Source organism: Rhizobium sp. BK112 (assembly GCF_014193215.1).
Taxonomy (GTDB): domain Bacteria; phylum Pseudomonadota; class Alphaproteobacteria; order Rhizobiales; family Rhizobiaceae; genus Rhizobium; species Rhizobium anhuiense.
Window position 1 is genome coordinate 250,875 of the sequence record NZ_JACHYZ010000008.1, and the last position, 20,564, is coordinate 271,438.

Annotated in this window: 16 protein-coding genes and 1 riboswitch; of the genes, 11 read left to right on the forward strand and 5 right to left on the reverse strand. The window is 61.2% G+C overall.

The window, feature by feature from the left end; translation table 11 throughout:
- The first annotated feature begins 1 nt into the window (after position 1).
- Entirely contained in the window at positions 2-832 is an 831-nt protein-coding gene (locus FHT75_RS22425; RefSeq protein WP_063474296.1) for an enoyl-CoA hydratase, read from the forward strand.
- Position 833: 1 nt separating this feature from the next.
- Here FHT75_RS22425 and FHT75_RS22430 read toward each other — a convergent pair whose 3' ends face one another.
- Together FHT75_RS22430 and FHT75_RS22435 are read right to left on the reverse strand one after the other, a co-directional pair.
- Complete coding sequence (locus FHT75_RS22430) at positions 834-1,670, reverse strand: EamA family transporter (RefSeq protein WP_047616474.1); 837 nt, start codon at positions 1,668-1,670, stop codon at positions 834-836.
- A 478-nt stretch (positions 1,671-2,148) separates the two neighbouring features.
- A complete protein-coding gene (locus FHT75_RS22435) occupies positions 2,149-2,472 on the reverse strand; it encodes a hypothetical protein (RefSeq protein WP_063474297.1) in 324 nt (107 codons plus the stop codon).
- Positions 2,473-2,593: 121 nt separating this feature from the next.
- On the opposite strand from FHT75_RS22435, the gene FHT75_RS22440 reads away from it, so the two are divergent.
- From FHT75_RS22440 to FHT75_RS22455, 4 genes are all read left to right on the forward strand, one after another.
- The gene (locus FHT75_RS22440) at positions 2,594-3,022 is read left to right on the forward strand and encodes a CoA-binding protein (RefSeq protein ID WP_048338657.1); all 429 of its coding nucleotides are present in this window, start codon (positions 2,594-2,596) and stop codon (positions 3,020-3,022) included.
- A gap of 117 nt (positions 3,023-3,139) precedes the next feature.
- The gene (locus tag FHT75_RS22445) at positions 3,140-4,423 is read left to right on the forward strand and encodes an O-acetylhomoserine aminocarboxypropyltransferase (protein WP_047616478.1); all 1,284 of its coding nucleotides are present in this window, start codon (positions 3,140-3,142) and stop codon (positions 4,421-4,423) included.
- A 17-nt stretch (positions 4,424-4,440) separates the two neighbouring features.
- Positions 4,441-4,791 carry a cupin domain-containing protein gene (locus FHT75_RS22450; RefSeq protein WP_047616480.1) on the forward strand — a complete coding sequence of 117 codons (351 nt, stop codon included), beginning with the start codon at positions 4,441-4,443 and terminating at the stop codon, positions 4,789-4,791.
- Positions 4,792-5,014: 223 nt separating this feature from the next.
- Positions 5,015-7,144: a bifunctional diguanylate cyclase/phosphodiesterase gene (locus FHT75_RS22455; protein WP_063474298.1), complete on the forward strand. Its 2,130-nt coding sequence runs from the start codon at positions 5,015-5,017 to the stop codon at positions 7,142-7,144.
- Between the two features lie 20 nt (positions 7,145-7,164).
- On the opposite strand, the gene FHT75_RS22460 is transcribed toward FHT75_RS22455, so the two are convergent.
- Positions 7,165-8,409, reverse strand: coding sequence for a cytochrome P450 (locus FHT75_RS22460; RefSeq protein ID WP_063474299.1), 1,245 nt, complete (start codon positions 8,407-8,409; stop codon positions 7,165-7,167).
- Between the two features lie 56 nt (positions 8,410-8,465).
- A complete protein-coding gene (locus FHT75_RS22465; RefSeq protein ID WP_047616484.1) occupies positions 8,466-9,719 on the reverse strand; it encodes a GGDEF domain-containing protein in 1,254 nt (417 codons plus the stop codon).
- 391 nt (positions 9,720-10,110) lie between these two features.
- Here FHT75_RS22465 and clpP point away from each other — a divergent pair, with 391 nt between their 5' ends.
- The 6 genes from clpP to FHT75_RS22495 all read left to right on the forward strand — a co-directional run bounded on the left by clpP (position 10,111) and on the right by FHT75_RS22495 (position 19,215).
- Entirely contained in the window at positions 10,111-10,740 is a 630-nt protein-coding gene (gene clpP, locus FHT75_RS22470; RefSeq protein WP_003573944.1) for an ATP-dependent Clp endopeptidase proteolytic subunit ClpP, read from the forward strand.
- 303 nt (positions 10,741-11,043) lie between these two features.
- The gene (gene clpX, locus FHT75_RS22475; protein ID WP_003573940.1) at positions 11,044-12,321 is read left to right on the forward strand and encodes an ATP-dependent Clp protease ATP-binding subunit ClpX; all 1,278 of its coding nucleotides are present in this window, start codon (positions 11,044-11,046) and stop codon (positions 12,319-12,321) included.
- 404 nt (positions 12,322-12,725) lie between these two features.
- Positions 12,726-15,143 carry an endopeptidase La gene (gene lon, locus FHT75_RS22480; RefSeq protein WP_047616487.1) on the forward strand — a complete coding sequence of 806 codons (2,418 nt, stop codon included), beginning with the start codon at positions 12,726-12,728 and terminating at the stop codon, positions 15,141-15,143.
- A 206-nt stretch (positions 15,144-15,349) separates the two neighbouring features.
- Positions 15,350-15,625, forward strand: coding sequence for a DNA-binding protein HupB (gene hupB / locus FHT75_RS22485; protein ID WP_003558438.1), 276 nt, complete (start codon positions 15,350-15,352; stop codon positions 15,623-15,625).
- Positions 15,626-15,774: 149 nt separating this feature from the next.
- Positions 15,775-15,928: riboswitch (FMN riboswitch) on the forward strand.
- Between the two features lie 93 nt (positions 15,929-16,021).
- Positions 16,022-16,921, forward strand: a complete 900-nt coding sequence (locus FHT75_RS22490; protein ID WP_082849682.1) for a DMT family transporter — start codon at positions 16,022-16,024, stop codon at positions 16,919-16,921.
- 95 nt (positions 16,922-17,016) lie between these two features.
- Positions 17,017-19,215, forward strand: a complete 2,199-nt coding sequence (locus FHT75_RS22495) for an esterase-like activity of phytase family protein (protein WP_246712959.1) — start codon at positions 17,017-17,019, stop codon at positions 19,213-19,215.
- 181 nt (positions 19,216-19,396) lie between these two features.
- On the opposite strand, the gene FHT75_RS22500 is transcribed toward FHT75_RS22495, so the two are convergent.
- A complete protein-coding gene (locus tag FHT75_RS22500; RefSeq protein ID WP_063474301.1) occupies positions 19,397-20,383 on the reverse strand; it encodes an aldo/keto reductase in 987 nt (328 codons plus the stop codon).
- Between the last annotated feature and the right edge of the window lie 181 nt (positions 20,384-20,564).

The following is a 20,564-nucleotide window of genomic DNA, read 5'->3' on the forward strand; positions in this document are numbered from 1 at the left end:
CATGGCCGAAATCGTATCCTTCCCGGACGCAGCCAGGGCAGAAGAGTGCGGATTGCTGACCCGCTCGCTGCGCGACGGCGTGCTGCGGGTGGTGCTCAACAATCCGCCGGCCAATGTGCTTTCGATCGCGCTTCTCGAAGCGCTGATGCACGAGCTGGAGACGGCCGGGGCGGATTCGGATGTGCGCGTCGTCGTCATCGCTTCGACCGGCAATGTCTTTTCCGCCGGGCATGATCTCAAGGAACTCACGACCCATCGCGCCGATGAAGATCAGGGGGCCGGCTTCTTCGAAAAGTCCTTCCGGCTCGCTGCCGATCTGATGCTGAAGATCGCCCATCTGCCGAAGCCTGTCATCGCCGAGATCGACGGGCTTGCAACGGCTGCCGGCTGTCAGCTGGTTGCCTCCTGCGATCTGGCGATCTGCACCGACAGTTCGACATTCTGCACGCCGGGCGTCAACATCGGCCTGTTCTGTTCGACGCCGATGGTTGCCGTTTCCCGTGCCGCGCACCGCAAGCAGGCAATGGAAATGCTGCTGACCGGCGAGACGATCGACGCCTCGACCGCCAAGGATTTCGGCCTCGTCAACCGCATCGTGCCAAAACAGTATCTGGTGCAGGTCGTGTCCAAATATGCGGCGGTGATCGCCAGCAAATCGCCGATGGCGCTGAGGATCGGCAAGGAAGCCTTCAACCGCCAGCTCGAACTGCCGGTGGAGGCGGCCTATGATTATACCGCCAAGGTGATGGTCGAAAACATGCTGACGCAGGACGCGCAGGAAGGGATCGGCGCCTTCCTCGGCAAGCGTATGCCGGAATGGAAGGGCGAATGACTCACGCCAGTTTCAGAACCAGTCCGCCGATTGCGATAACCACGCCGGCGACGTAGCGCCAGATGCTGGCCTTTTCCTTGAAGACGGTGATCGAGATCACCAGCGCAAAGAGGATCGCGGTTTCGCGCAGAGCGGCGACGGTCGCGACCGGGGCTTTCGTCATCGCCCAGAGCGCCAGCCCGTAGGAAGCGATCGAGCCGGCGCCGCCGATGAGGCCGCGCCACCAGTTGCGACGGACGTGGCGCGCGACGGCGGCAGCGCCGCGCTGCGACGCTGCCCAGGCAAACAGCAGCACCGGCGGCAACAGCGACATCCACAAAGTGTAGGAAACCGCATTGCCGGAGATGCGTGCGCCGATACCGTCGACATAGGTGTAGCTGGCGATGACGCAGGCATTGGCAAGCGCGAACATGACGGCGCGGCTGCTGCCGCGCCGCGCCTCCAAAGCCAGCGTCAGCACCCCGGCCGAAATCGTCATCGTGCCGGCAAGAGCGCCCCAGGAAAGATCTTCCTTGAGGATGAAACCGCTTGTCGCGGCAATCAGCAGCGGTGCGCTGCCACGCATCAATGGATAGACGAGGCCGATATCGCCGGCGCGGTAGGCGGCGGCGACCAATTGAAAATAGGCGAATTGCAGGATGGCCGAGGCGCCGATGAACGGCCAGGCTGAGGCTTGCGGCAGCGGCAGGAATGCCAGGAACGGCAGCGCCGAAACCGCACCGCCGGCCGAGATCAGTGCCGCATCGAGGGATTTGTCGCTCCCCGCCTTGACGATGGCGTTCCATGTCGCGTGCAGCAGTGCGCCGAAGAGAACGAGCAGGATGACGTCGAGAGGCAAGGGAGTAAATCCGGAAAGGATGAGAAGAAGCGGAACACGCCTCGCTTCAGCGTTTCGAATTCCTGATAAGACAACTGAGATTTGCACGAAAATGCACGGCGGCCGCCGCTTATGCGGTCATGTGTCGAATAGCATTCTTTCAGTAGGTGAACAATGGTGGCTCATTGGAGCAATTTTTACGTGCGCGCGACATGCGTTCAATCCAGGCGCTCCTTTCAACTATGAGATGTTTCTAATGGACATAAGAACATAGCGCGGCATTATCATGAACAAAAGGAGAAACAAGCTGTCGGAACTCGGAAGGAGATTATCCTATGCTGCTGAAATATAGATATTATTCTATAACTTTGACATAGGGGAAAATTAAAGCTTTTGATTGTGCAATCTTCAAAAAATCGCAGCGCGGGATTGAGCCCCAAACCTTTCGCAAGCGCGAAAGACGTATAGTTTCCCGCGGCCGTTACAACCGTTAAAACCATCAAAGTTGATGATGAGGAACGAAAAGCATCCCGTCAAGGTTGTCGATGTTCTGGCAGTTCAGGACCGGGCAGCGGGGATCGTCCTTCGAGGGAATATGCGTCCATTCCGCATAATCGGTCGCGTCGCAATAATTGCTGTTGCGGACATAGCGATCGTAGAGCGGCAAGCCGCGGGGAGACTGGTAGCGGAAGATGACGGCGCCCTGATTGTGGATGGCGGCGCGCACGCTGGCACAGCTCATGGCGAGCGGATTGTAGCGCGAGATCGCCAGCGCCGGCGATGCGGCAAGCACGAGCATGAGGGCAAGAGCGATTTTTTTCATCGAATCATCCTCAGGGAGTATCCAATTCATATATACGGAAAAGACGCCCAGCCGGTTTCACGGAAATGCAAAAAAACATGCGGGGCCGTGCTGAAGGGCTTTCGGGAGTGGAGACACGGACATGAATCACGACGCTTACACGGATGACTACCTCGCCGGAATCCTGCATTCGGTAAAGACCATCGCTCTGACCGGCGCTTCGCCCAATCCGGCCCGGCCGAGCAACGGCGTCATGGGTTATCTGCTGTCGTGCGGCTATGAGGTCATTCCTGTCAATCCGGGGCAGGCGGGTAAGCAGATTCAGGGCCGTACCGTGTATGCCCGGCTCGCCGACATTCCCGTGCCGATCGACATGGTCGACGTATTTCGCGCCTCCGAATATCTGGACGGGGTCATCGAGGAGGCGCTGGCGCTGAGCCCGCTGCCGAAGATCATCTGGTCTCAACTTGGTGTCCGCGACGATGCGGCGGCGGCAAAGGCGGAGGCCGTCGGTGTCAAGGTGGTGATGAACCGTTGCCCGGCGATCGAATATCCTCGTCTCATTGCCTGAGTTGCTGTTGGCGGAGACGGATTTTCCACGGAACGCCCGCGGGTTGAAACGGATCGCGATTAACTTTCGTTCGTGAGTGGTTATGATCCCGCTCGTCAGCAATAACGGGAGGACGACATGGCCAAGAACGATCCGGGATTCAACACGTTGGCGATCCATGCCGGCGCACAGCCCGACCCGGCGACCGGCGCGCGGGTAACGCCGATCTACCAGACGACCGCTTTCGTCTTCAATGATTCCGATCATGCCGCCGCCCTCTTCGGCCTGCAGGCCTTCGGCAACATCTACACCCGCATCATGAACCCGACCCAGGCCGTGCTCGAGGAGCGTGTCGCAGCGCTCGAGGGCGGCACGGCAGCACTTGCCGTCGCCTCCGGCCATGCAGCGCAGATGATCGTCTTCCACACCATCATGCGCCCCGGCGAGAACTTCATCGCTGCGCGCAGGCTCTATGGCGGCTCGATCAACCAGTTCGGCCATGCCTTCGAGAATTTCGGCTGGCAGGTGCGCTGGGCCGATTCCGACGATCCGGCAAGCTTCGAAAGCCAGATCGACGACAAGACGCGCGGTATCTTCATCGAAAGCCTGGCCAATCCCGGCGGCACCTTCGTCGATATTGCCGCTATCGCCGACGTCGCACACCGCAACGGCCTGCCGCTGATCGTCGACAACACGTTGGCGACCCCCTATTTCATCCGTCCGATCGAGCATGGCGCCGACATCGTCGTACATTCGCTGACGAAATTTCTCGGCGGCCACGGCAATTCCATGGGCGGCCTCATCGTCGACGGCGGCACCTTCGACTGGTCGAAATCCGGCAATTACCCGATGCTGTCGAGCCCGCGGCCGGAATATAACGGCATGGTCCTGCACGCGACGTTCGGTAATTTCGCCTTTGCGATCGCTGCCCGCGTGCTCGGCCTGCGCGATCTCGGGCCGGCGATTTCGCCCTTCAACGCCTTCCTGATCCTGACCGGCATCGAGACGCTGCCGCTTCGCATGCAGCGCCACAGCGACAATGCGATCGCCGTCGCCAAGTGGCTGAAGGCGCACAGCAAGATCGCCTGGGTGAATTATGCCGGCCTCGACGACGACCCGAACCATGCCCTGCAGCAGCGCTATTCGCCGAAGGGCGCCGGCTCCATCTTCACCTTCGGCGTCAAAGGCGGCTATGAGGCGGGCAAGACGCTGGTCGAGGGACTGGAGCTCTTCTCCCACCTCGCCAATATCGGCGACACCCGTTCGCTCGTCATCCATCCGGCCTCGACGACGCACCGGCAATTGACCGACGAGCAGAGGATCGCCGCCGGCGCCGGGTCTGACGTCGTGCGCCTTTCCGTCGGCATCGAGGACGTCAAGGACATCATCGCCGATCTCGAACAGGCGCTCTCGAAGATCTGAGATCAAAGGGGTCCATAATGACCACGGCAAATTTCATCACCTTCAGCATCGACGGCGTCCAACCGGAGTTCGGCGCCCCGGAGCCCGGCCGGATCATCTCGGGCGATCCGCAATTCCGTAGCTGGAACCTGGAGGAGGCCGAAGGTGGCCTCTATTCCGGTATCTGGGAGGCGACGCCGGGCAAGTGGCGGATTGTCTACGAAGAGTGGGAATATTTCAGCCTGCTCTCCGGCCATTCGATCGTGACGGAGGAGGGCGGCGAGCCGGTGCATCTGAAGGCGGGTGATCGGATGATCCTCAGGCCCGGCTTTAGGGGAACGTGGGAAGTCGTTGAAACGACTCGCAAGGATTATGTGATCAAGGTTTGAGCAGACCGACGCCGGCGACCCCGGGCCTGTCCCGGTTTGCGGCGATAATGGCCTGTTTTTCCGCCAATGACAGCGCTTCTTTGCCGGATAGAACGCTTTTAACCAATCCCATTAATCGGGCCTACATCGTCAAATGCTAGATCTGATCTGCAGCGCATTGCGGACATGATGTCTCCTGCCGTCTCACAGACATGGCCTTGCAATTAATCTTTGCGGAATTTGCATGTCGTCGAATCTTGCAGGTAGGCACGTTCGGACTCAGACGTCTTCCATCATTGCGACAACCGTCTGCTTCCTCGTCGTCGCTCTCGTCCTGACCGGCCTTATGGCTCATGTCGTCGTCAAGATGACCCGGTCGGCAAACGAGATCGACGATGCCAGGGCCAATCGCGCTGCCCGCGCCGCAATCGGCGCATTTGTGGCTCGCCTGGGTTCGACAACGACTGACAATGCCGTATGGGACGATGCCTATCGTGCGACCTCATCGCCGACCGCCGCCGATTGGGCCTATGAGAATTGGGGAAAAACCAGCGAGGATTACGCGCTCTATGACGGCGCGATCGTCATCGGCCCCGACCGGTCTTCGGTTGTCTCGGCCTATGCCAAAGGCAAGCCCTTCCAGCCGAGCGCGTTTTTTGGCGAAACCTTTGATCAGCAGATCAATGCGGCCGCCGATCCTGGGCGGGCGCCGGTGGTCAATTTCATCAAGACCGAGAGCGGCGTCGCGCTGATCGCCTCGCAGGCAATCCAGCCGTTCGAGGCGAGCGGCGAGCTTCCGAAGCTCAGCACGTTGAGCTTCTACAAGGACATCACGCCTGAGGTTCTCGACACGCTCTCGAACGAACATGAACTCGAAGGCCTGCACCTCGAGACGACGCCCAAGCCGGCGTTCCTGAACGCGCCGATCACCGACATGAAGGGGGCCGTCATCGGCTATCTCGTCTGGCCGAGCAAGGCGCCCGGAAGCACCGTGTTTCATCAGGTTGCTCCTTACGTCGCGGCCGCTATCGCCATCCTTGCGCTGTTCCTGATCGGCGTTCTGATGGTTGGCGCGTCCGAGGCGCGACGCCTGCGCCAGTTGGCGCAAGCAGCACTTTTCGAGGCGGGCCATGATAGCCTGAGTGGCCTGTTGAACAGGCATGGGCTTCTCAGCCTGCTGGAAGACCTGGAGGATGTGGGCTCTACGCCACTCCGGCTCTATCTGGTCGACCTTGATGGCTTCAAGGCCGTCAACGATGCCTGGGGGCATGCGGTGGGGGACGATTTGATCCGGCTGGTCTCGAACGCGCTGACCGCCTGCCACCCCGAAGTCGTTGCCGCGGCCCGGCTGGGGGGCGACGAATTTGCATTGGTGCACGTCGGATCCGCTACGTGCGAAGACATGGAAAAGACCATTCTGGCGCTGTTTACCGAGCCCTTCAAAATCGACGGACGAACGATCGAAGTCGGCGCAAGCATCGGAGCGGCTGCGCTCAACGGAGACATTCCGCCTTTGGAGCTGCTCCGCAGAGCGGATATGGCCCTCTATCGCGCCAAGACAAATGGCAGGGGTCAGGCGATCGAATACGATCCTGAACTGGACCGGGAACGCCAACGCGTCGCCGAGCTGGAAGGCCTGTTGAAGCACGCCATCAGCAGTGGCGCGATCGAAGCCGTTTTCCAGCCTCTCGTCTCCGCCACAACAGGCGCCGTCACTGGTCTTGAGGCGTTGGCACGCTGGCGAACGGCGACGGGCAACATCAGTCCGGAGATTTTCATCCCGCTTGCCGAGAGATGCGGCCTCATCGATGCGCTTGGCGTTCATATGCTCAGAACATCGATCGAGCATGCCAAGAACTGGCCCGATCTGGCATTGTCGGTGAATGTTTCGCCGATCCAGCTCTGCAATCCGGAATTTGCCGCCGAAGTGATCTCGGTGCTGCAGGAACTCGATTTCAATCCAAGCCGGCTGACGCTGGAGATCACCGAAGGTGTCCTGATGACAAATCCGGACCAGGCGCGACGATCGATAGATCAGCTGAAGCGCGTCGGCATCAAGTTTGCGCTCGATGACTTCGGCTGCGGCTACGCCAGCATTGGCGCATTGCGGCAGTTCGGGTTTGATCGCATGAAGATCGACCGCTCGCTCGTGTCGGCTCTCGACGAAGGCGCAAATGGCGCCGATGTTCTTCGGGCGACCATTTCCCTGGCGACCGCCCTGCAGATTCCGGTGACCGCCGAAGGGATCGAGAATACCCGCCAGGCGGCGATCTTGCGCGACGCCGGCTGCGATCAGCTGCAGGGATATCTGCTTGGAAGACCTATGTCGGCACACGACATATCCAGCAAGCTGGAAGAAGAGTCAGCCGCATGACTTTCCAGGCGCGGCGGTGATCACCATTGCAGATCCAGCCGGTCCAGCCCGTGGAAATGGTAGACGTCCTTGACCACCGGCGTCTTTGACAGTTTGAGACCGGGAAGCCGTTCGAACAGGATCGGCAGCACGACATTGAGCTCCAGCCGGGCCAGCGGCGCGCCGATGCAGAAATGGATACCGGCGCCGAAGGAGAGGTTCGCCGCCTCGTTGCGATCCGGCCGGAAGGCGAGGGGATCGGTGAATTTCGCCGGGTCGAGATTGGCGGCGGCGAGGATGAGGCTCACCTTGTCGCCGCGCTTGAAGGAGACGCCGTCGATTTCGGCAGGCTCCAGCGCCCAGCGCTGGAAGATGTGCACCGGCGCGCCGATGCGCAAGGTTTCCTCGACCGTGCGCTCCGTCGTCGCTTCGTCCCGGAAGAGTTCCGAGGGATCGCAGCCGCTGTCGAGGATGATGCGCACGGAATTGCCGATCTGGTGCACGGTCGCCTCATGCCCGGCATTGAGCAGCACGATCGTCGTCGAGACGAGCTCCTCCTCGGTCAGATATTGGCCCTTGTGCTCGGTATGGATCATGTGGGTAAGCAGGTCGTCGCGCGGCTCGGCGCGGCGTTCTGCGATCACCGTCTTGACGTAGTCGGAAAATTCCTTGGCCGCCCGTTCGGCCTCTTCCTCCTGCTCGCGCGTGCGGCCGAACATGTACATGCGGACATAGGCGTGCGACCAGGCAAGCAGCTGCGGCCCCATCTCCTCGGGAATGCCGATCATCCGGGCGATCATCGTCACCGGGATGATGTCGGCAAAGGCCGAGAGCAGCTCGACCTCGCCCTTTTTCGCGAAGCCGTCGATCAGCCGGTTGGCGAGTTCGGCAAGCTCCGGTTTCATCTTCTCGACATGGCGGGAGACGAAGGCGCGGTTGACGAGCGTGCGCAGCCGCGTGTGCTCGGGCGGTTCGAGTTCGAGCAGGGAATACCGTTCCGAGAGATCGAAACTGGCAAGATGCGGCATCGGCTCGGCAAGGCCGAGCTCCTCGCGGCTGGCGATATGCAGGATCTGCCGGCCGAAGCGGCGATCGCGCAGCAGCGCGTTCACATGGTCGTAGCCTGTGAAGAACCACTGCTTCTGCTCGCTCCAGTAGAAGGTCGGGCAATGGGCGTGAAGTGCTGCATAGGCGGCATTCGGGTTGCCGTAGAAGGCCGGGTTGCGGCCGTCCAGCGAGACGTGGCGGCGAGCCGGATCGATCGAGAGAAAGGACGGTATCATCATGTCCCGAGGCTTAGCGGATTTGCCGTGCCTCGGAAAGATGCGGGTGAAGAAGCGGGCTAGCCGGCCCGCGACAGCGTGCCCATGCGCCGCAGGGCCTCGACCTGATCGTCGACCGTCGGCACGAGTTCGCCGGCGGTGCTGCTCGGTGTGGCCGGTGCAGGGGCTGCGGCCTCCGCTTCGCCGAAGGTGACCGTGCAGTTGCGGCCGGCGGCCTTGGCGGCATAGAGCGCCCGGTCGGCAGCCGAGATCAGCTTGTCGATATTGGCTTCGATCGAGGAGGCGAGCGCGATGCCGATGCTGACCGTGACCGGGACGATCGCTTCGCCGGTGCTGACGGGCAGGCGGCAGAATTCGGTGCGGATGGCTTCGGCGATCGCCTCGGCTTCCGTCTGGTCCGTAACCGCGGCGAAGGCTGCGAATTCCTCGCCGCCCATGCGGCCGAAGATGCTGTTCGGAATATACTGGCGGGCCATGCGGGCAAACGCGGTGAGTACGGCATCGCCGGATTGGTGGCCGAAACGATCGTTGACGCGCTTGAAATGGTCGAGATCGAAGAGCATCACTGCGACCTGGCGCTGCTCGTTATGGGCTTTTTCCTGGGTGGCGTCGAAATAGCCGAGCAGGCCGCGGCGGTTGAGCACGCCGGTCAGCGAATCGGTCAGGGTCAGCGCACGCAGGTGCCGTTCGGAGCGCTCCATGATCAGCCGGCACGTGAACGCGAAGGCGATGGTCAGCAGGAAGGCGCTGGCCATGGCGGAGACGCCGCCGAGATTGGTCGCCTCGATGTCGCTCGGCAGCGTCAGCGCCGTCGTCAGCGCCGAGCCGAAGCACAGGCAGCCCTGGATGACGAAGACGCCCATCAGTTTGACGCGGGTGCGCTCGCGGCGCATGTCGCCGGCGGCAACCGCCATGGCGAGTGCCGTCGCACCTGTCGCCGAAGCGAGATTGTAGAGCACCACGCGGTTCGAATAATCGCTGTTGACCCAGGGCAGGAAAACCCCGGCCAGCCAGATGACCGGCGGCAGCAGCGCCCACCATTCGATCCTCTTGCGGTCGAGTGCGAGAAAACCCGCCACCCAGGCGCTCTGGCCGAGCAGCGCAATGGCATTGCCCGCCTCGATGGAAAGCACGCTTGGGATTTCGCTGCGCAAGGCAATCATCGCAAAGCCGATGCCGGTCAGAAGGAAGCCGAGACCCCAATAGAGATAGGCCTCGTTCCTGACGTTGTGGCGCCAGGCGACGAACAGCACCAAAGCAAGCGTCATGGCCTCGGAACACCAGATGGCGAGACCTGTAGCAATATTGAACACGGCAGCAAACCCCTCGTCTGTCGGCCCTTTTCAGTTGGCTTGCATCCTTGCCGAGGAAGCTCGCCACTTCCTTAATGTCGCTGCGCTGCGGCATGGTTTTGGGCCGATATCTGCCGGTAGGCTTTCCGTTGGGTAAACGTGTATAAGCACGGTCGAATGAAGTAAGCCTTCCTTCATCCTGTCATGGAGAAAAACCGGGGGAGACAATGCCGAGGGCTCGCCGTTAACAGGCGTTTGGGGGAAAGAGGCTACCAGGAACCGCCCGGCCCCGCCTTCTTAACGTTATCCTCAGGCGTGTCTTGAAGAGGAGGGCAGGGACACTCTATGTAGGGATAAGACATTTTTCTTTGATTCCCGGCGCCGGCCGGCGAGACGTTGACAAAGGACGCACATGAGAAACCCAGTCGATACCGCTATGGCCCTCGTGCCGATGGTCGTGGAACAGACCAACCGCGGTGAACGCTCCTACGACATCTATTCCCGCCTGTTGAAGGAACGCATCATCTTCCTGACGGGCGCCGTCGAAGACCACATGGCGACGCTCGTCTGCGCCCAGCTTCTCTTCCTCGAGGCCGAAAACCCGAAGAAGGAAATCGCCCTCTACATCAATTCGCCCGGTGGCGTCGTCACCGCCGGCATGGCGATTTACGATACGATGCAGTTCATCAAGCCCGCGGTTTCGACGCTCTGCATCGGCCAGGCCGCGTCCATGGGCTCGCTGCTGCTGGCCGCCGGCCACAAGGACATGCGCTTCGCCACGCCGAATTCCCGCATCATGGTGCATCAGCCCTCGGGCGGCTTCCAGGGCCAGGCTTCGGACATCGAGCGCCACGCCCGCGACATCCTCAAGATGAAGCGCCGCCTGAACGAGGTCTATGTCAAGCACACCGGCCGCACCTATGAAGAAGTTGAAAAGACGCTCGATCGTGACCATTTCATGGATGCGGACGAAGCCCAGGGCTGGGGCGTCATCGACAAGGTTCTGACGTCGCGCCTCGAAATGGAAGGCGAACAGGCCTAGTAATTAATTGGGATGGTGTTTTTGTCGCCACAGTTCTATCCCATTTGTGATTGAACAAGGGCTTTCATCCGGCGACGAAGACGCTAATAGTAACTATTAATGCTATGTTGAATTTTTATGACATAGCATTCGGCATTCGAAGGGGAATTCGTTGCCGCCGGAACCCGGACATGATTGGTTGGGACCGGTTCGTACCCCCTGAAGCCCTTCTCGGCAAAGGCTCCGGAAACGGAGTGCCGCCAGGAGCTGATAGAGTGGACCGCGATTTCGCCTTGAAATGCGGCGTGCTGGAAGGAAAATGATATGAGCAAGGTCAGCGGCAGCAACGGCGGCGACTCCAAGAACACTCTCTATTGTTCGTTCTGCGGAAAGAGCCAGCACGAAGTCCGGAAACTGATTGCCGGACCGACCGTCTTCATCTGCGATGAATGCGTCGAATTGTGCATGGACATCATCCGCGAGGAGAACAAGTCCTCGATGGTCAAGTCCCGCGACGGCGTTCCGACGCCCCAGGACATCATCAAGGTCCTCGACGAATATGTCATCGGCCAGCGGCAGGCGAAGAAGATCCTGTCGGTCGCCGTGCACAACCACTACAAGCGCCTGGCGCACGCCTCCAAGAACGGCGAAGTCGAGCTGGCGAAGTCGAACATCATGCTCGTCGGCCCGACGGGCTGCGGCAAGACCTATCTTGCCCAGACGCTGGCCCGGATCATCGACGTTCCCTTCACCATGGCCGATGCGACGACGCTTACCGAGGCCGGTTATGTCGGCGAGGACGTCGAAAACATCATCCTGAAGCTCCTGCAGTCTGCCGACTACAACGTCGAGCGTGCGCAGCGCGGCATCGTCTACATCGACGAAGTCGACAAGATTTCGCGCAAATCCGACAACCCGTCGATCACCCGCGACGTCTCGGGCGAGGGCGTGCAGCAGGCGCTGCTGAAGATCATGGAAGGCACGGTCGCTTCCGTACCGCCGCAGGGCGGCCGCAAGCACCCGCAGCAGGAATTCCTGCAGGTCGACACGACGAACATCCTGTTCATCTGCGGCGGCGCCTTCGCCGGCCTCGACAAGATCATCTCCGCCCGTGGCGAGAAGACCTCGATCGGCTTCGGCGCCACCGTCAAGGCCCAGGACGACCGCCGCGTCGGCGAAGTCCTGCGCGAACTGGAGCCGGAAGATCTGGTCAAGTTTGGCCTCATCCCCGAGTTCATCGGCCGTCTGCCGGTTCTGGCGACGCTCGAGGATCTCGATGAAGATGCGCTGATCCAGATCCTGTCCGAGCCGAAGAACGCGCTGATCAAGCAGTATCAGCGCCTGTTCGAGATGGAAGACGTGGAACTGACCTTCCACGAGGATGCCCTGCGCGAAATCGCCCGCAAGGCGATCGTGCGCAAGACCGGCGCCCGCGGCCTTCGCTCGATCATGGAGAAGATCCTGCTCGACACGATGTTCGAACTGCCGACGCTGGAAGGCGTGCGCGAGGTCGTCATCTCGGAGGAAGTGGTGCGCGGTTCGGCCCGTCCGCTTTACATCTATGCCGATCGTCAGGAAGAAAAGGCCAACGCTTCGGCGTGATCTTGCTGCTTTCCTATGATTATTTTGGGGGCTTGCCATCGGCAGGCCCCTTTCTATTTGAAAAACCATGCGAGGCGCTGTTAGTATTTTGCCGGTGGGAACCGGAATTGCCTTTGCCGATGTTGCGCAAAGGGGAGTGCTTGGCAATGATGCGGTGATTCCGTAAGCCTATTGTTGGCGTTTGTATTTTAGCCGGGTCGGAAGTGGTAAGCGCCGGTCCAGCCACGCGCTTCATAGTGTTGGCGTTCCGTTGTAACAAAGCCGTCACATCCGGGGAACGCGGGCGTTAGCGTGGCTTGAAAAGCGTAGTCAGAACCTCCACTTGTAGCAACAAGTGAGAGTGCCGGCCGGTCCCAAGCGGCCGTGCAGAGAGCCCGGTAACGGGACGATGGAAAGGACATAAAATGACGAAGAAAACGTCTGTAGCGAGCAGCACTGCCTACCCTGTTCTGCCCCTGCGCGACATCGTGGTTTTCCCGCATATGATCGTGCCGCTGTTCGTCGGACGGGAAAAGTCGATCCGTGCGCTCGAAGAGGTCATGGGTTCCGACAAGCAGATCATGCTGGTGACGCAGATCAACGCCAGTGACGACGATCCGGATCCGTCCGCGATTCACAATGTCGGCACCGTGGCGAACGTGTTGCAGCTCCTGAAGCTGCCCGACGGCACCGTCAAGGTTCTGGTCGAAGGCCGCGCCCGCGCCGAGATCGACACCTATACCAGCCGCGAGGATTTCTATGAGGCGCTCGGCCATGTGCTCGAGGAGCCGCATGACGATCCGGTCGAACTGGAAGCCTTGTCGCGTTCGGTCGTCTCCGAATTCGAAAGCTATGTGAAGCTCAACAAGAAGATTTCGCCCGAAGTGGTCGGCGCCGCCAGCCAGATCGACGACTATTCCAAGCTCGCCGATACGGTCGCCTCGCATCTGTCGATCAAGATCACCGAGAAGCAGGAGATGCTGGAGACGACCAGCGTCAAACAGCGCCTCGAAAAAGCTCTCGGCTTCATGGAAGGCGAGATCTCGGTCCTGCAGGTCGAAAAGCGTATCCGCTCGCGCGTCAAGCGCCAGATGGAGAAGACCCAGCGCGAATATTATCTTAACGAGCAGATGAAGGCGATCCAGAAGGAACTCGGCGACGGCGAGGAAGGCCGCGACGAGATGAGCGAGCTGGAAGAGCGCATCTCCAAGACCAAGCTGTCCAAGGAAGCCCGTGAAAAGGCCGATGCGGAACTGAAGAAGCTGCGCCAGATGAGCCCGATGTCGGCGGAAGCCACCGTCGTGCGCAATTATCTGGACTGGCTGCTCGGCATTCCGTGGGGCAAGAAGTCGAAGATCAAGGCCGATCTCAACAATGCCGAGAAGATCCTCGAAGCCGATCACTTCGGTCTCGACAAGGTCAAGGAGCGCATCGTCGAATATCTGGCCGTGCAGGCTCGCGCCACCAAGATCAAGGGCCCGATCCTTTGCCTCGTCGGCCCTCCGGGCGTCGGCAAGACCTCGCTCGCCCAGTCGATCGCCAAGGCGACCGGCCGTGAGTATGTCCGCATGGCGCTTGGCGGCGTTCGCGACGAAGCCGAAATCCGCGGTCACCGCCGCACCTATATCGGCTCGATGCCCGGCAAGGTCATTCAGTCGATGAAGAAGGCGAAGAAGTCCAACCCGCTCTTCCTGCTCGACGAGATCGACAAGATGGGCATGGACTTCCGCGGTGACCCGTCCTCGGCTCTGCTCGAAGTGCTCGATCCGGCGCAGAACTCGACCTTCATGGACCACTACCTGGAAGTCGAATACGACCTGTCGGACGTGATGTTCATCACGACGGCGAATACGCTGAACATTCCGGCACCCCTGATGGACCGCATGGAAATCATCCGTATCGCCGGCTACACCGAGGATGAAAAGCGCGAGATCGCCAAGCGGCACCTCCTGCCGAAGGCCATCAAGGAACATGCGTTGCAGCCGGAGGAATTCTCGGTCAGCGACGATGCCCTGATGGCGATCAGCCAGCAGTACACCCGCGAAGCCGGTGTCCGCAGCTTCGAACGCGAATTGATGAAGCTCGCCCGCAAGGCGGTCACCGAGATCATCAAGGGCAAGACGAAGTCCGTTCACGTGACGGCCGCCAACATCTCCGACTATCTGGGCGTCCCGCGCTTCCGCCATGGCGAAGCCGAGGGCGAGGATCAGGTCGGCGTCGTGACCGGTCTTGCCTGGACGGAGGTCGGCGGCGAGCTGCTGACCATCGAAGGTGTGATGATGCCGGGCAAGGGCCGCATGACGGTCACCGGCAATCTGAAGGACGTCATGAAGGAATCGATCTCGGCAGCGGCCTCCTATGTCCGCTCGCGCGCCGTCGATTTCGGCATCGAGCCGCCGCGCTTCGACAAGAGCGACATCCACGTGCACGTGCCGGAAGGCGCGACACCGAAGGACGGCCCCTCGGCCGGCGTCGCCATGGCAACCGCGATCGTCTCGATCATGACCGGTATCCCGGTGAGCAGGCATGTGGCCATGACCGGTGAAATCACCCTTCGCGGCCGTGTGCTGCCGATCGGCGGTCTCAAGGAAAAGCTGCTCGCAGCGCTTCGCGGCGGCATCAAGAAGGTGCTGATTCCGGAGGAAAACGCCAAGGACCTGGCGGAGATTCCGGATAACGTGAAGAACAACATGGAGATCATCCCGGTATCCCGCATGGGCGAGGTGATCAAGCATGCGCTGATCCGGCGGCCGGAGCCGATCGAATGGGACGGCACGGTGGAAACGCCCGTCATCGCAACGGTCGAAGGCCTCGATGAGACGGGCGCAACCATAGCGCATTGAGTGGCCTGTGCCACATTTATGCCCCATTGGGACAAAACAGACAAAAAGGCTGGCGGAAACGCCAGCCTTTTTTGTGAAAACGTCATGTAGACGCTTGCTTTTCCTTGATTTGCAGGGCTTTTGGGTTTCCGGCGGGCCTGATGAAACCTATTCTGCGCCTAGCTTACATTTGAGTCGTTTCATACCATTTAGAAAGGGGTGGAAACATGAACAAGAATGAACTCGTGTCCGCAGTAGCCGAAAAGGCAGGACTGACGAAGTCTGACGCGGCTTCCGCTGTTGACGCGGTTTTCGACGTTGTCCAGGCTGAACTCAAGAACAAGGGCGACATCCGCCTCGCGGGTTTCGGCAGCTTCACCGTTTCTCATCGCGCTGCAACGAAGGGCCGTAACCCGTCCACGGGCGCTGAAGTCGACATTCCGGCTCGCAACGTGCCGAAATTCACGCCCGGCAAGGGCCTGAAGGACGCCGTCAACGGCTGATCTGAGATTATCCGCCAACCGGAAACGAGACCGGTTGTGCAGGATTTGAGAGGGGTTCGGCTTTGCCGGACCCTTTTTGCTTTTGGCAGGCCCTCTTGCCTTTTTGCTTTGGCTGACCTTGCTGTCGCGCGGGCTTTAATTTACGACATTTCTGTTCTCAGGGCGGGGTGAAACTCCCCACCGGCGGTAAGGGTCTCGACTCAAGCCCGCGAGCGCCTTCTCTCGCGTCGAAGCGGGGAGGGGTCAGCAGATCCGGTGCGATTCCGGAGCCGACGGTTAAAGTCCGGATGGAAGAGAATGAGTGTCGGCTGTGCGAAGGGCAGGGGTCTGCCCGTGTCGCTTGGTCGTGGCTCATGCGTCCTGATTTATGTTGGTCCCTGGTTTCGGATGAAAGACATGAATCAGACTTCCCTAGCCGCAGAGCCGTCTCGCGCCGTCATCGGCGCCCTCTGGATGGTCCTTGCCGGCATTGCTTTTTCGCTTCTCAACGTCGTCACCCAATGGCTGACGATGAAGCTTGCCTTCCCCTCGGCCTCGGCCGCCTTCTGGCAATATGGCTTCGCCTTCCTGTTTTCGCTGCCCTTCCTGCGCAGGCTCGGTCTTGCGGCGATGCGCACGCGCTATCCCTGGCGTCACCTGGCGCGCGTGGTACTTGCCGCGCTCGGCGTCGAGGCCTGGGTCGCCGGCCTTGCTTCGGTGCCGATCTGGCAGGCGATCGCACTGGTGATGACCTCGCCCTTCTTCATCATTATGGGCGCCCGGCTTTTCCTTGGCGAGCGCGTCGGCCCGGCCCGCTGGGCCGCGACCGCGGCCGGTTTCACCGGAGCGATGATCATCCTGCAGCCATGGTCGGACGGCTTTGGCTGGGCGGCTCTCCTGCCCGTGCTCTCGGCGCTGCTGTGGGGCGCCTCGTCGCTGATCACCAAGAGCCTGACGGGCATCGAACGGCCGGAGACGATCACCGTCTGGCTGCTCGTGCTGCTGACGCCGATCAATGGCGGGCTGGCGCTCGCGGCGGGTTTTGCCGTGCCGACCGGGGCGACCCTTGCCCTGTTCCTGCTGGCGGGGCTTTTGACCGCGGCAGCCCAGTATTTCCTCACACTTGCCTATGCCGCGGCCGATGCCGCCTATGTCCAGCCTTTCGACGATCTGAAGCTGCCGCTGAACGTGCTGGCCGGTTGGCTGTTCTTCGGCTATGCGCCGGCGGGCTACCTTTGGCTGGGGGCGGCTCTGATCCTCTCCGCATCGCTCTTCATCATGCGAAACGAGATGCGCAGGGAGCGCAAACCCGCCTGAGATGATCAGCTACAAAATGCCGCCTCTGTCATGCCTCTGTCATGCCGCTCCCGCAGAAAACTCATGTTTCGAATATTCGACACATGGGGGATTTCATGACCATTTCATCGCGCAAGGCAGCGCTTGCTGCCGTGCTTCTCGCATCCGTCGCCTTTCCGGCCGCGGCCGAACCAGTTTTCAACCGCATCGCTTCCTTCCCGGTCGCCCAGAACCTGCCTGATGACAAGGACAAGCTGTCGGTCAGCTCCGCCGAAATCATCACTGCGACCGACGACGGCAACACGCTGATCTATAGCGACAGCCCGCTCGGCGCGATCGGCTTCATCGACATCACCGACGCCAAGGCTCCGAAAGCCGGCGGCGCTGTCATGATGGACGGTGAGCCGACCTCGGTCACCTCGAGCGCCGGCAAGGCGCTCGTCGCCGTCAACACCTCCGAAAGCAAGGCAAAGCCCTCGGGGCGTCTCGCGATCGTCGATGTCGCGACCAGGAAGATCGAGAGCACTTGCGATCTCGGCGGCCAGCCGGATTCGATCGCCCTCAACAAGGACAAGACGCTCGGCGCCATCGCCATCGAAAACGAGCGTGACGAAGAGGTCAATGACGGCAAGATCCCGCAGATGCCGGCCGGCGACCTCGTCGTCTTCCAGCTCAGGAACGGCGCCGTCGATTGCGGCACCATCAAGCATGTGGCGCTGACCGGCCTTGCCGGCGTCGCCCCGGAGGACCCGGAGCCGGAATTCGTCGCCTTCAACGGGTTGAACGAGATCGCGCTGACGCTGCAGGAAAACAACGAGATCGTCATCATCGACGCCAATACGGCCGCGGTGAAGACGCATTTCTCCGCCGGCAGCGTCGATCTGACCGGCATCGACACCAAGCGTGACGGCGCCCTGAAATTTTCAGGCGAATCCAAGGGCGTGCTGCGCGAGCCCGACGCCGTGAAGTGGCTCGACGACAACCGCCTCGTCGTCGCCAATGAAGGCGACTACCAGGGCGGCTCGCGTGGTTTCACCATCTTCGACAAGACCGGCAAGCTTCTCTACGAATCGGGCGCATCCTTCGAACGCGCTGTCGCCCATATCGGCCACTATCCGGAAAGCCGGTCGGGATCGAAGGGCGTCGAGCCCGAAGGTCTCGAAGCCGCCAAGTTCGGCGACGAGCAATATTTCTTCCTGCTCGCCGAACGCGCCTCGGTTGCCGGCGTCTACAAGGACACCGGGGCCGATCCTGAACTCGTCCAGCTGCTCCCGTCCGGCATTTCGCCGGAAGGCGCGATCGCCATTCCTGCGCGCAATCTGCTTGCGACCGCCAACGAGCTCGATCTCGGCAAGGACGGCGGCGCGCGCTCGCATGTGATGATCTATGAGCGCTCGGAAGGCGAAAAGGCCTATCCGCAGATCGTATCCGCCGACAAGGACGGCAATCCGATCGGCTTTGCGGCCCTTTCGGGTCTTGCTGCCGTTCCGGGCAAGCCGGGCATGCTCTATGCCGTCAGCGACAGCGTTCTCGGCTCGCAGCCGACGATCTACACGATCGATGCCAGCAAGAAGCCGGCCGTCATCACCGAGGCCCTCGTCGTCAAGCGGGACGGCGCCCCGGCCCAGAAGATCGACATCGAAGGCATCGCGGCTGCCGCCGACGGCTCCTTCTGGCTCGCCTCGGAGGGTTACAGCGAACGTCTCGTTCCGCACGCCCTCTACAACGTCAATGCCAAGGGCGACATCAAGGCCGAGATCGCTTTGCCGAAGGAGCTTGCCGCCAACGAAATCCGCTACGGCTTCGAGGGCGTGACCATTGTCGGCACCGGTGACGACACGACACTCTGGATGGCGGTGCAGCGCGAGTGGGGTGACGACGAGAAGGGCTTCGTCAAGCTCGTCTCCTACAATCCGAAGAGGAAGGAATGGGGCGCCGTGCGCTATCCGCTCGACAAGACGGAAAGCGGCTGGGTCGGCCTGTCGGAAATCTCGGCCCAGGGCGACAGCGTCTACATCATCGAGCGCGACAACCTCGTCGGCGATGCCGCCAGGCTGAAGAAGCTCTACAAGGTCGCGATATCGGAGCTGAAGCCCGCCAAGCTTGGCGGTGCACTGCCGGTCGTCAAGAAGACCGAAGCACACGACTTCCTCGGTGAACTGAAGACCGCGACCAACGGCTATGTGCTCGACAAGCTCGAAGGCTTTACCTTCGACGCCTCGGGCAAACCCTACGCGGTCACCGACAATGACGGCGTCAGCGACTCCTCCGGCGAGACACTGTTCTTCCCGGTCGAGCTGAATGCGATAAACTGAAAGCTGCCCCTCGCCCTAGCCCTCTCGCCGTAAAACGGGGAGAGGGGACGTGCCCTGCGAGAGGTGTACGGGGAACGGAGGCGTTGCGGCATGGTCCCTTCACCCCGCGAGCGGGGAGAAGGTGGCGGAAGCCGGATGAGGGGCCATCTGGCCTCCCCAGCAAAGAATCAGCACTCCGACTCTACCAGCGCTGATGCACATGCGGCGCGATCAGCCGCTCGTAGATTTCGCGGGTTGCGGCCATGACGTCGGCCGAAAGCGGTGCAAGGTCGGCGGCGGCTGCGTTGGCCTTGGCCTGCTCGGCATTGCGGGCGCCGGGGATGACGACGGTGACGGCTTCAGCCATCAGGATCCAGCGGAGGGCGAAGGCGGCCATGGTGGCGCCTGCGGGCACCAGCTTGCGCACCTCTTCCACTGCCTGCAGGCCGACCTCGAAGGGCACGCCGGCAAAGGTCTCGCCGACATCGAAGGCCTCGCCGTGACGATTGAAATTACGGTGGTCGTCGCTGGCAAAGTGCGTGTCTCGGGTGATCTTGCCGGAGAGGAGACCGCTTGCGAGCGGCACGCGGGCGATGATCGCCACGTTCTTGCGGCGCGCCTCTTGGAAGAACAGGTGGTCGGGGCGCTGGCGGAAGATGTTGTAGATGATCTGGATGCTGACGACGCCGGGATATTCGATCGCCTTCAACCCGTCCTCGACCTTTTCGACGCTGACGCCGTAACCCTTGATCTTGCCGGCCTTCTGCAGAGCGTCCAGGCTCTCGAAGACCTCCGGTTGGTAAAGCACCTCGCGCGGCGGGCAGTGCAGTTGCACGAGGTCGAGGCTGTCGACCACGAGGTTCTTGAGGCTGCGATCGATGAAGCCTTCGAGATTGGCCGTGGTGTAGCCTTCGGCGACATGCGGGTTGAGGCGGCGGCCGGCCTTGGTGGCGACCATCGGGCGGGCGCCGCCGCGCGTCTTCAGCACGTCGGCGATGATTTTTTCCGAGCGGCCGTCGCCGTAGACATCAGCCGTATCGATGAATGTCATGCCGGCATCGAGTGCGGCATTCAGGGCGGCGCGTCCGTCCGCCTCGCTGATATCGCCCCAGGAGCCGCCGATCTGCCAGGCGCCGAAGCCGACATTGGTGACGGTGAAGGGCATGCGGCCAAAAGCATGGTGTTTCATGAAAAATCCTCCCTACTGCATGTCGCCTGAAACTGTGTAGGGATAACGACATGCATAAAAACAAAGAGCCAAGGCGCGTCGCATGAAGCAAGCGCGATGCGATGCGCTTTGGTGATGAAAGACATTGGAATTATCAGTCGGGCGACTTTGCGGCAATTGTCGATCCGGCTTTGATTGGCCG

Excerpts from the sequence above, each read along its gene's own strand:
- FHT75_RS22425 (WP_063474296.1), top strand. The coding sequence starts at position 2 with ATGGCCGAAATCGTATCCTTCCCGGACGCAGCCAGGGCAGAAGAGTGC.
- FHT75_RS22435 (WP_063474297.1), bottom strand. The coding sequence starts at position 2,472 with ATGAAAAAAATCGCTCTTGCCCTCATGCTCGTGCTTGCCGCATCGCCG.
- FHT75_RS22440 (WP_048338657.1), top strand. The coding sequence starts at position 2,594 with ATGAATCACGACGCTTACACGGATGACTACCTCGCCGGAATCCTGCAT.
- FHT75_RS22445 (WP_047616478.1), top strand. The coding sequence starts at position 3,140 with ATGGCCAAGAACGATCCGGGATTCAACACGTTGGCGATCCATGCCGGC.
- FHT75_RS22450 (WP_047616480.1), top strand. The coding sequence starts at position 4,441 with ATGACCACGGCAAATTTCATCACCTTCAGCATCGACGGCGTCCAACCG.
- FHT75_RS22455 (WP_063474298.1), top strand. The coding sequence starts at position 5,015 with ATGTCGTCGAATCTTGCAGGTAGGCACGTTCGGACTCAGACGTCTTCC.
- FHT75_RS22460 (WP_063474299.1), bottom strand. The coding sequence starts at position 8,409 with ATGATGATACCGTCCTTTCTCTCGATCGATCCGGCTCGCCGCCACGTC.
- clpP (WP_003573944.1), top strand. The coding sequence starts at position 10,111 with ATGAGAAACCCAGTCGATACCGCTATGGCCCTCGTGCCGATGGTCGTG.
- clpX (WP_003573940.1), top strand. The coding sequence starts at position 11,044 with ATGAGCAAGGTCAGCGGCAGCAACGGCGGCGACTCCAAGAACACTCTC.
- lon (WP_047616487.1), top strand. The coding sequence starts at position 12,726 with ATGACGAAGAAAACGTCTGTAGCGAGCAGCACTGCCTACCCTGTTCTG.
- hupB (WP_003558438.1), top strand. The coding sequence starts at position 15,350 with ATGAACAAGAATGAACTCGTGTCCGCAGTAGCCGAAAAGGCAGGACTG.
- FHT75_RS22490 (WP_082849682.1), top strand. The coding sequence starts at position 16,022 with ATGAATCAGACTTCCCTAGCCGCAGAGCCGTCTCGCGCCGTCATCGGC.
- FHT75_RS22495 (WP_246712959.1), top strand. The coding sequence starts at position 17,017 with ATGACCATTTCATCGCGCAAGGCAGCGCTTGCTGCCGTGCTTCTCGCA.
- FHT75_RS22500 (WP_063474301.1), bottom strand. The coding sequence starts at position 20,383 with ATGAAACACCATGCTTTTGGCCGCATGCCCTTCACCGTCACCAATGTC.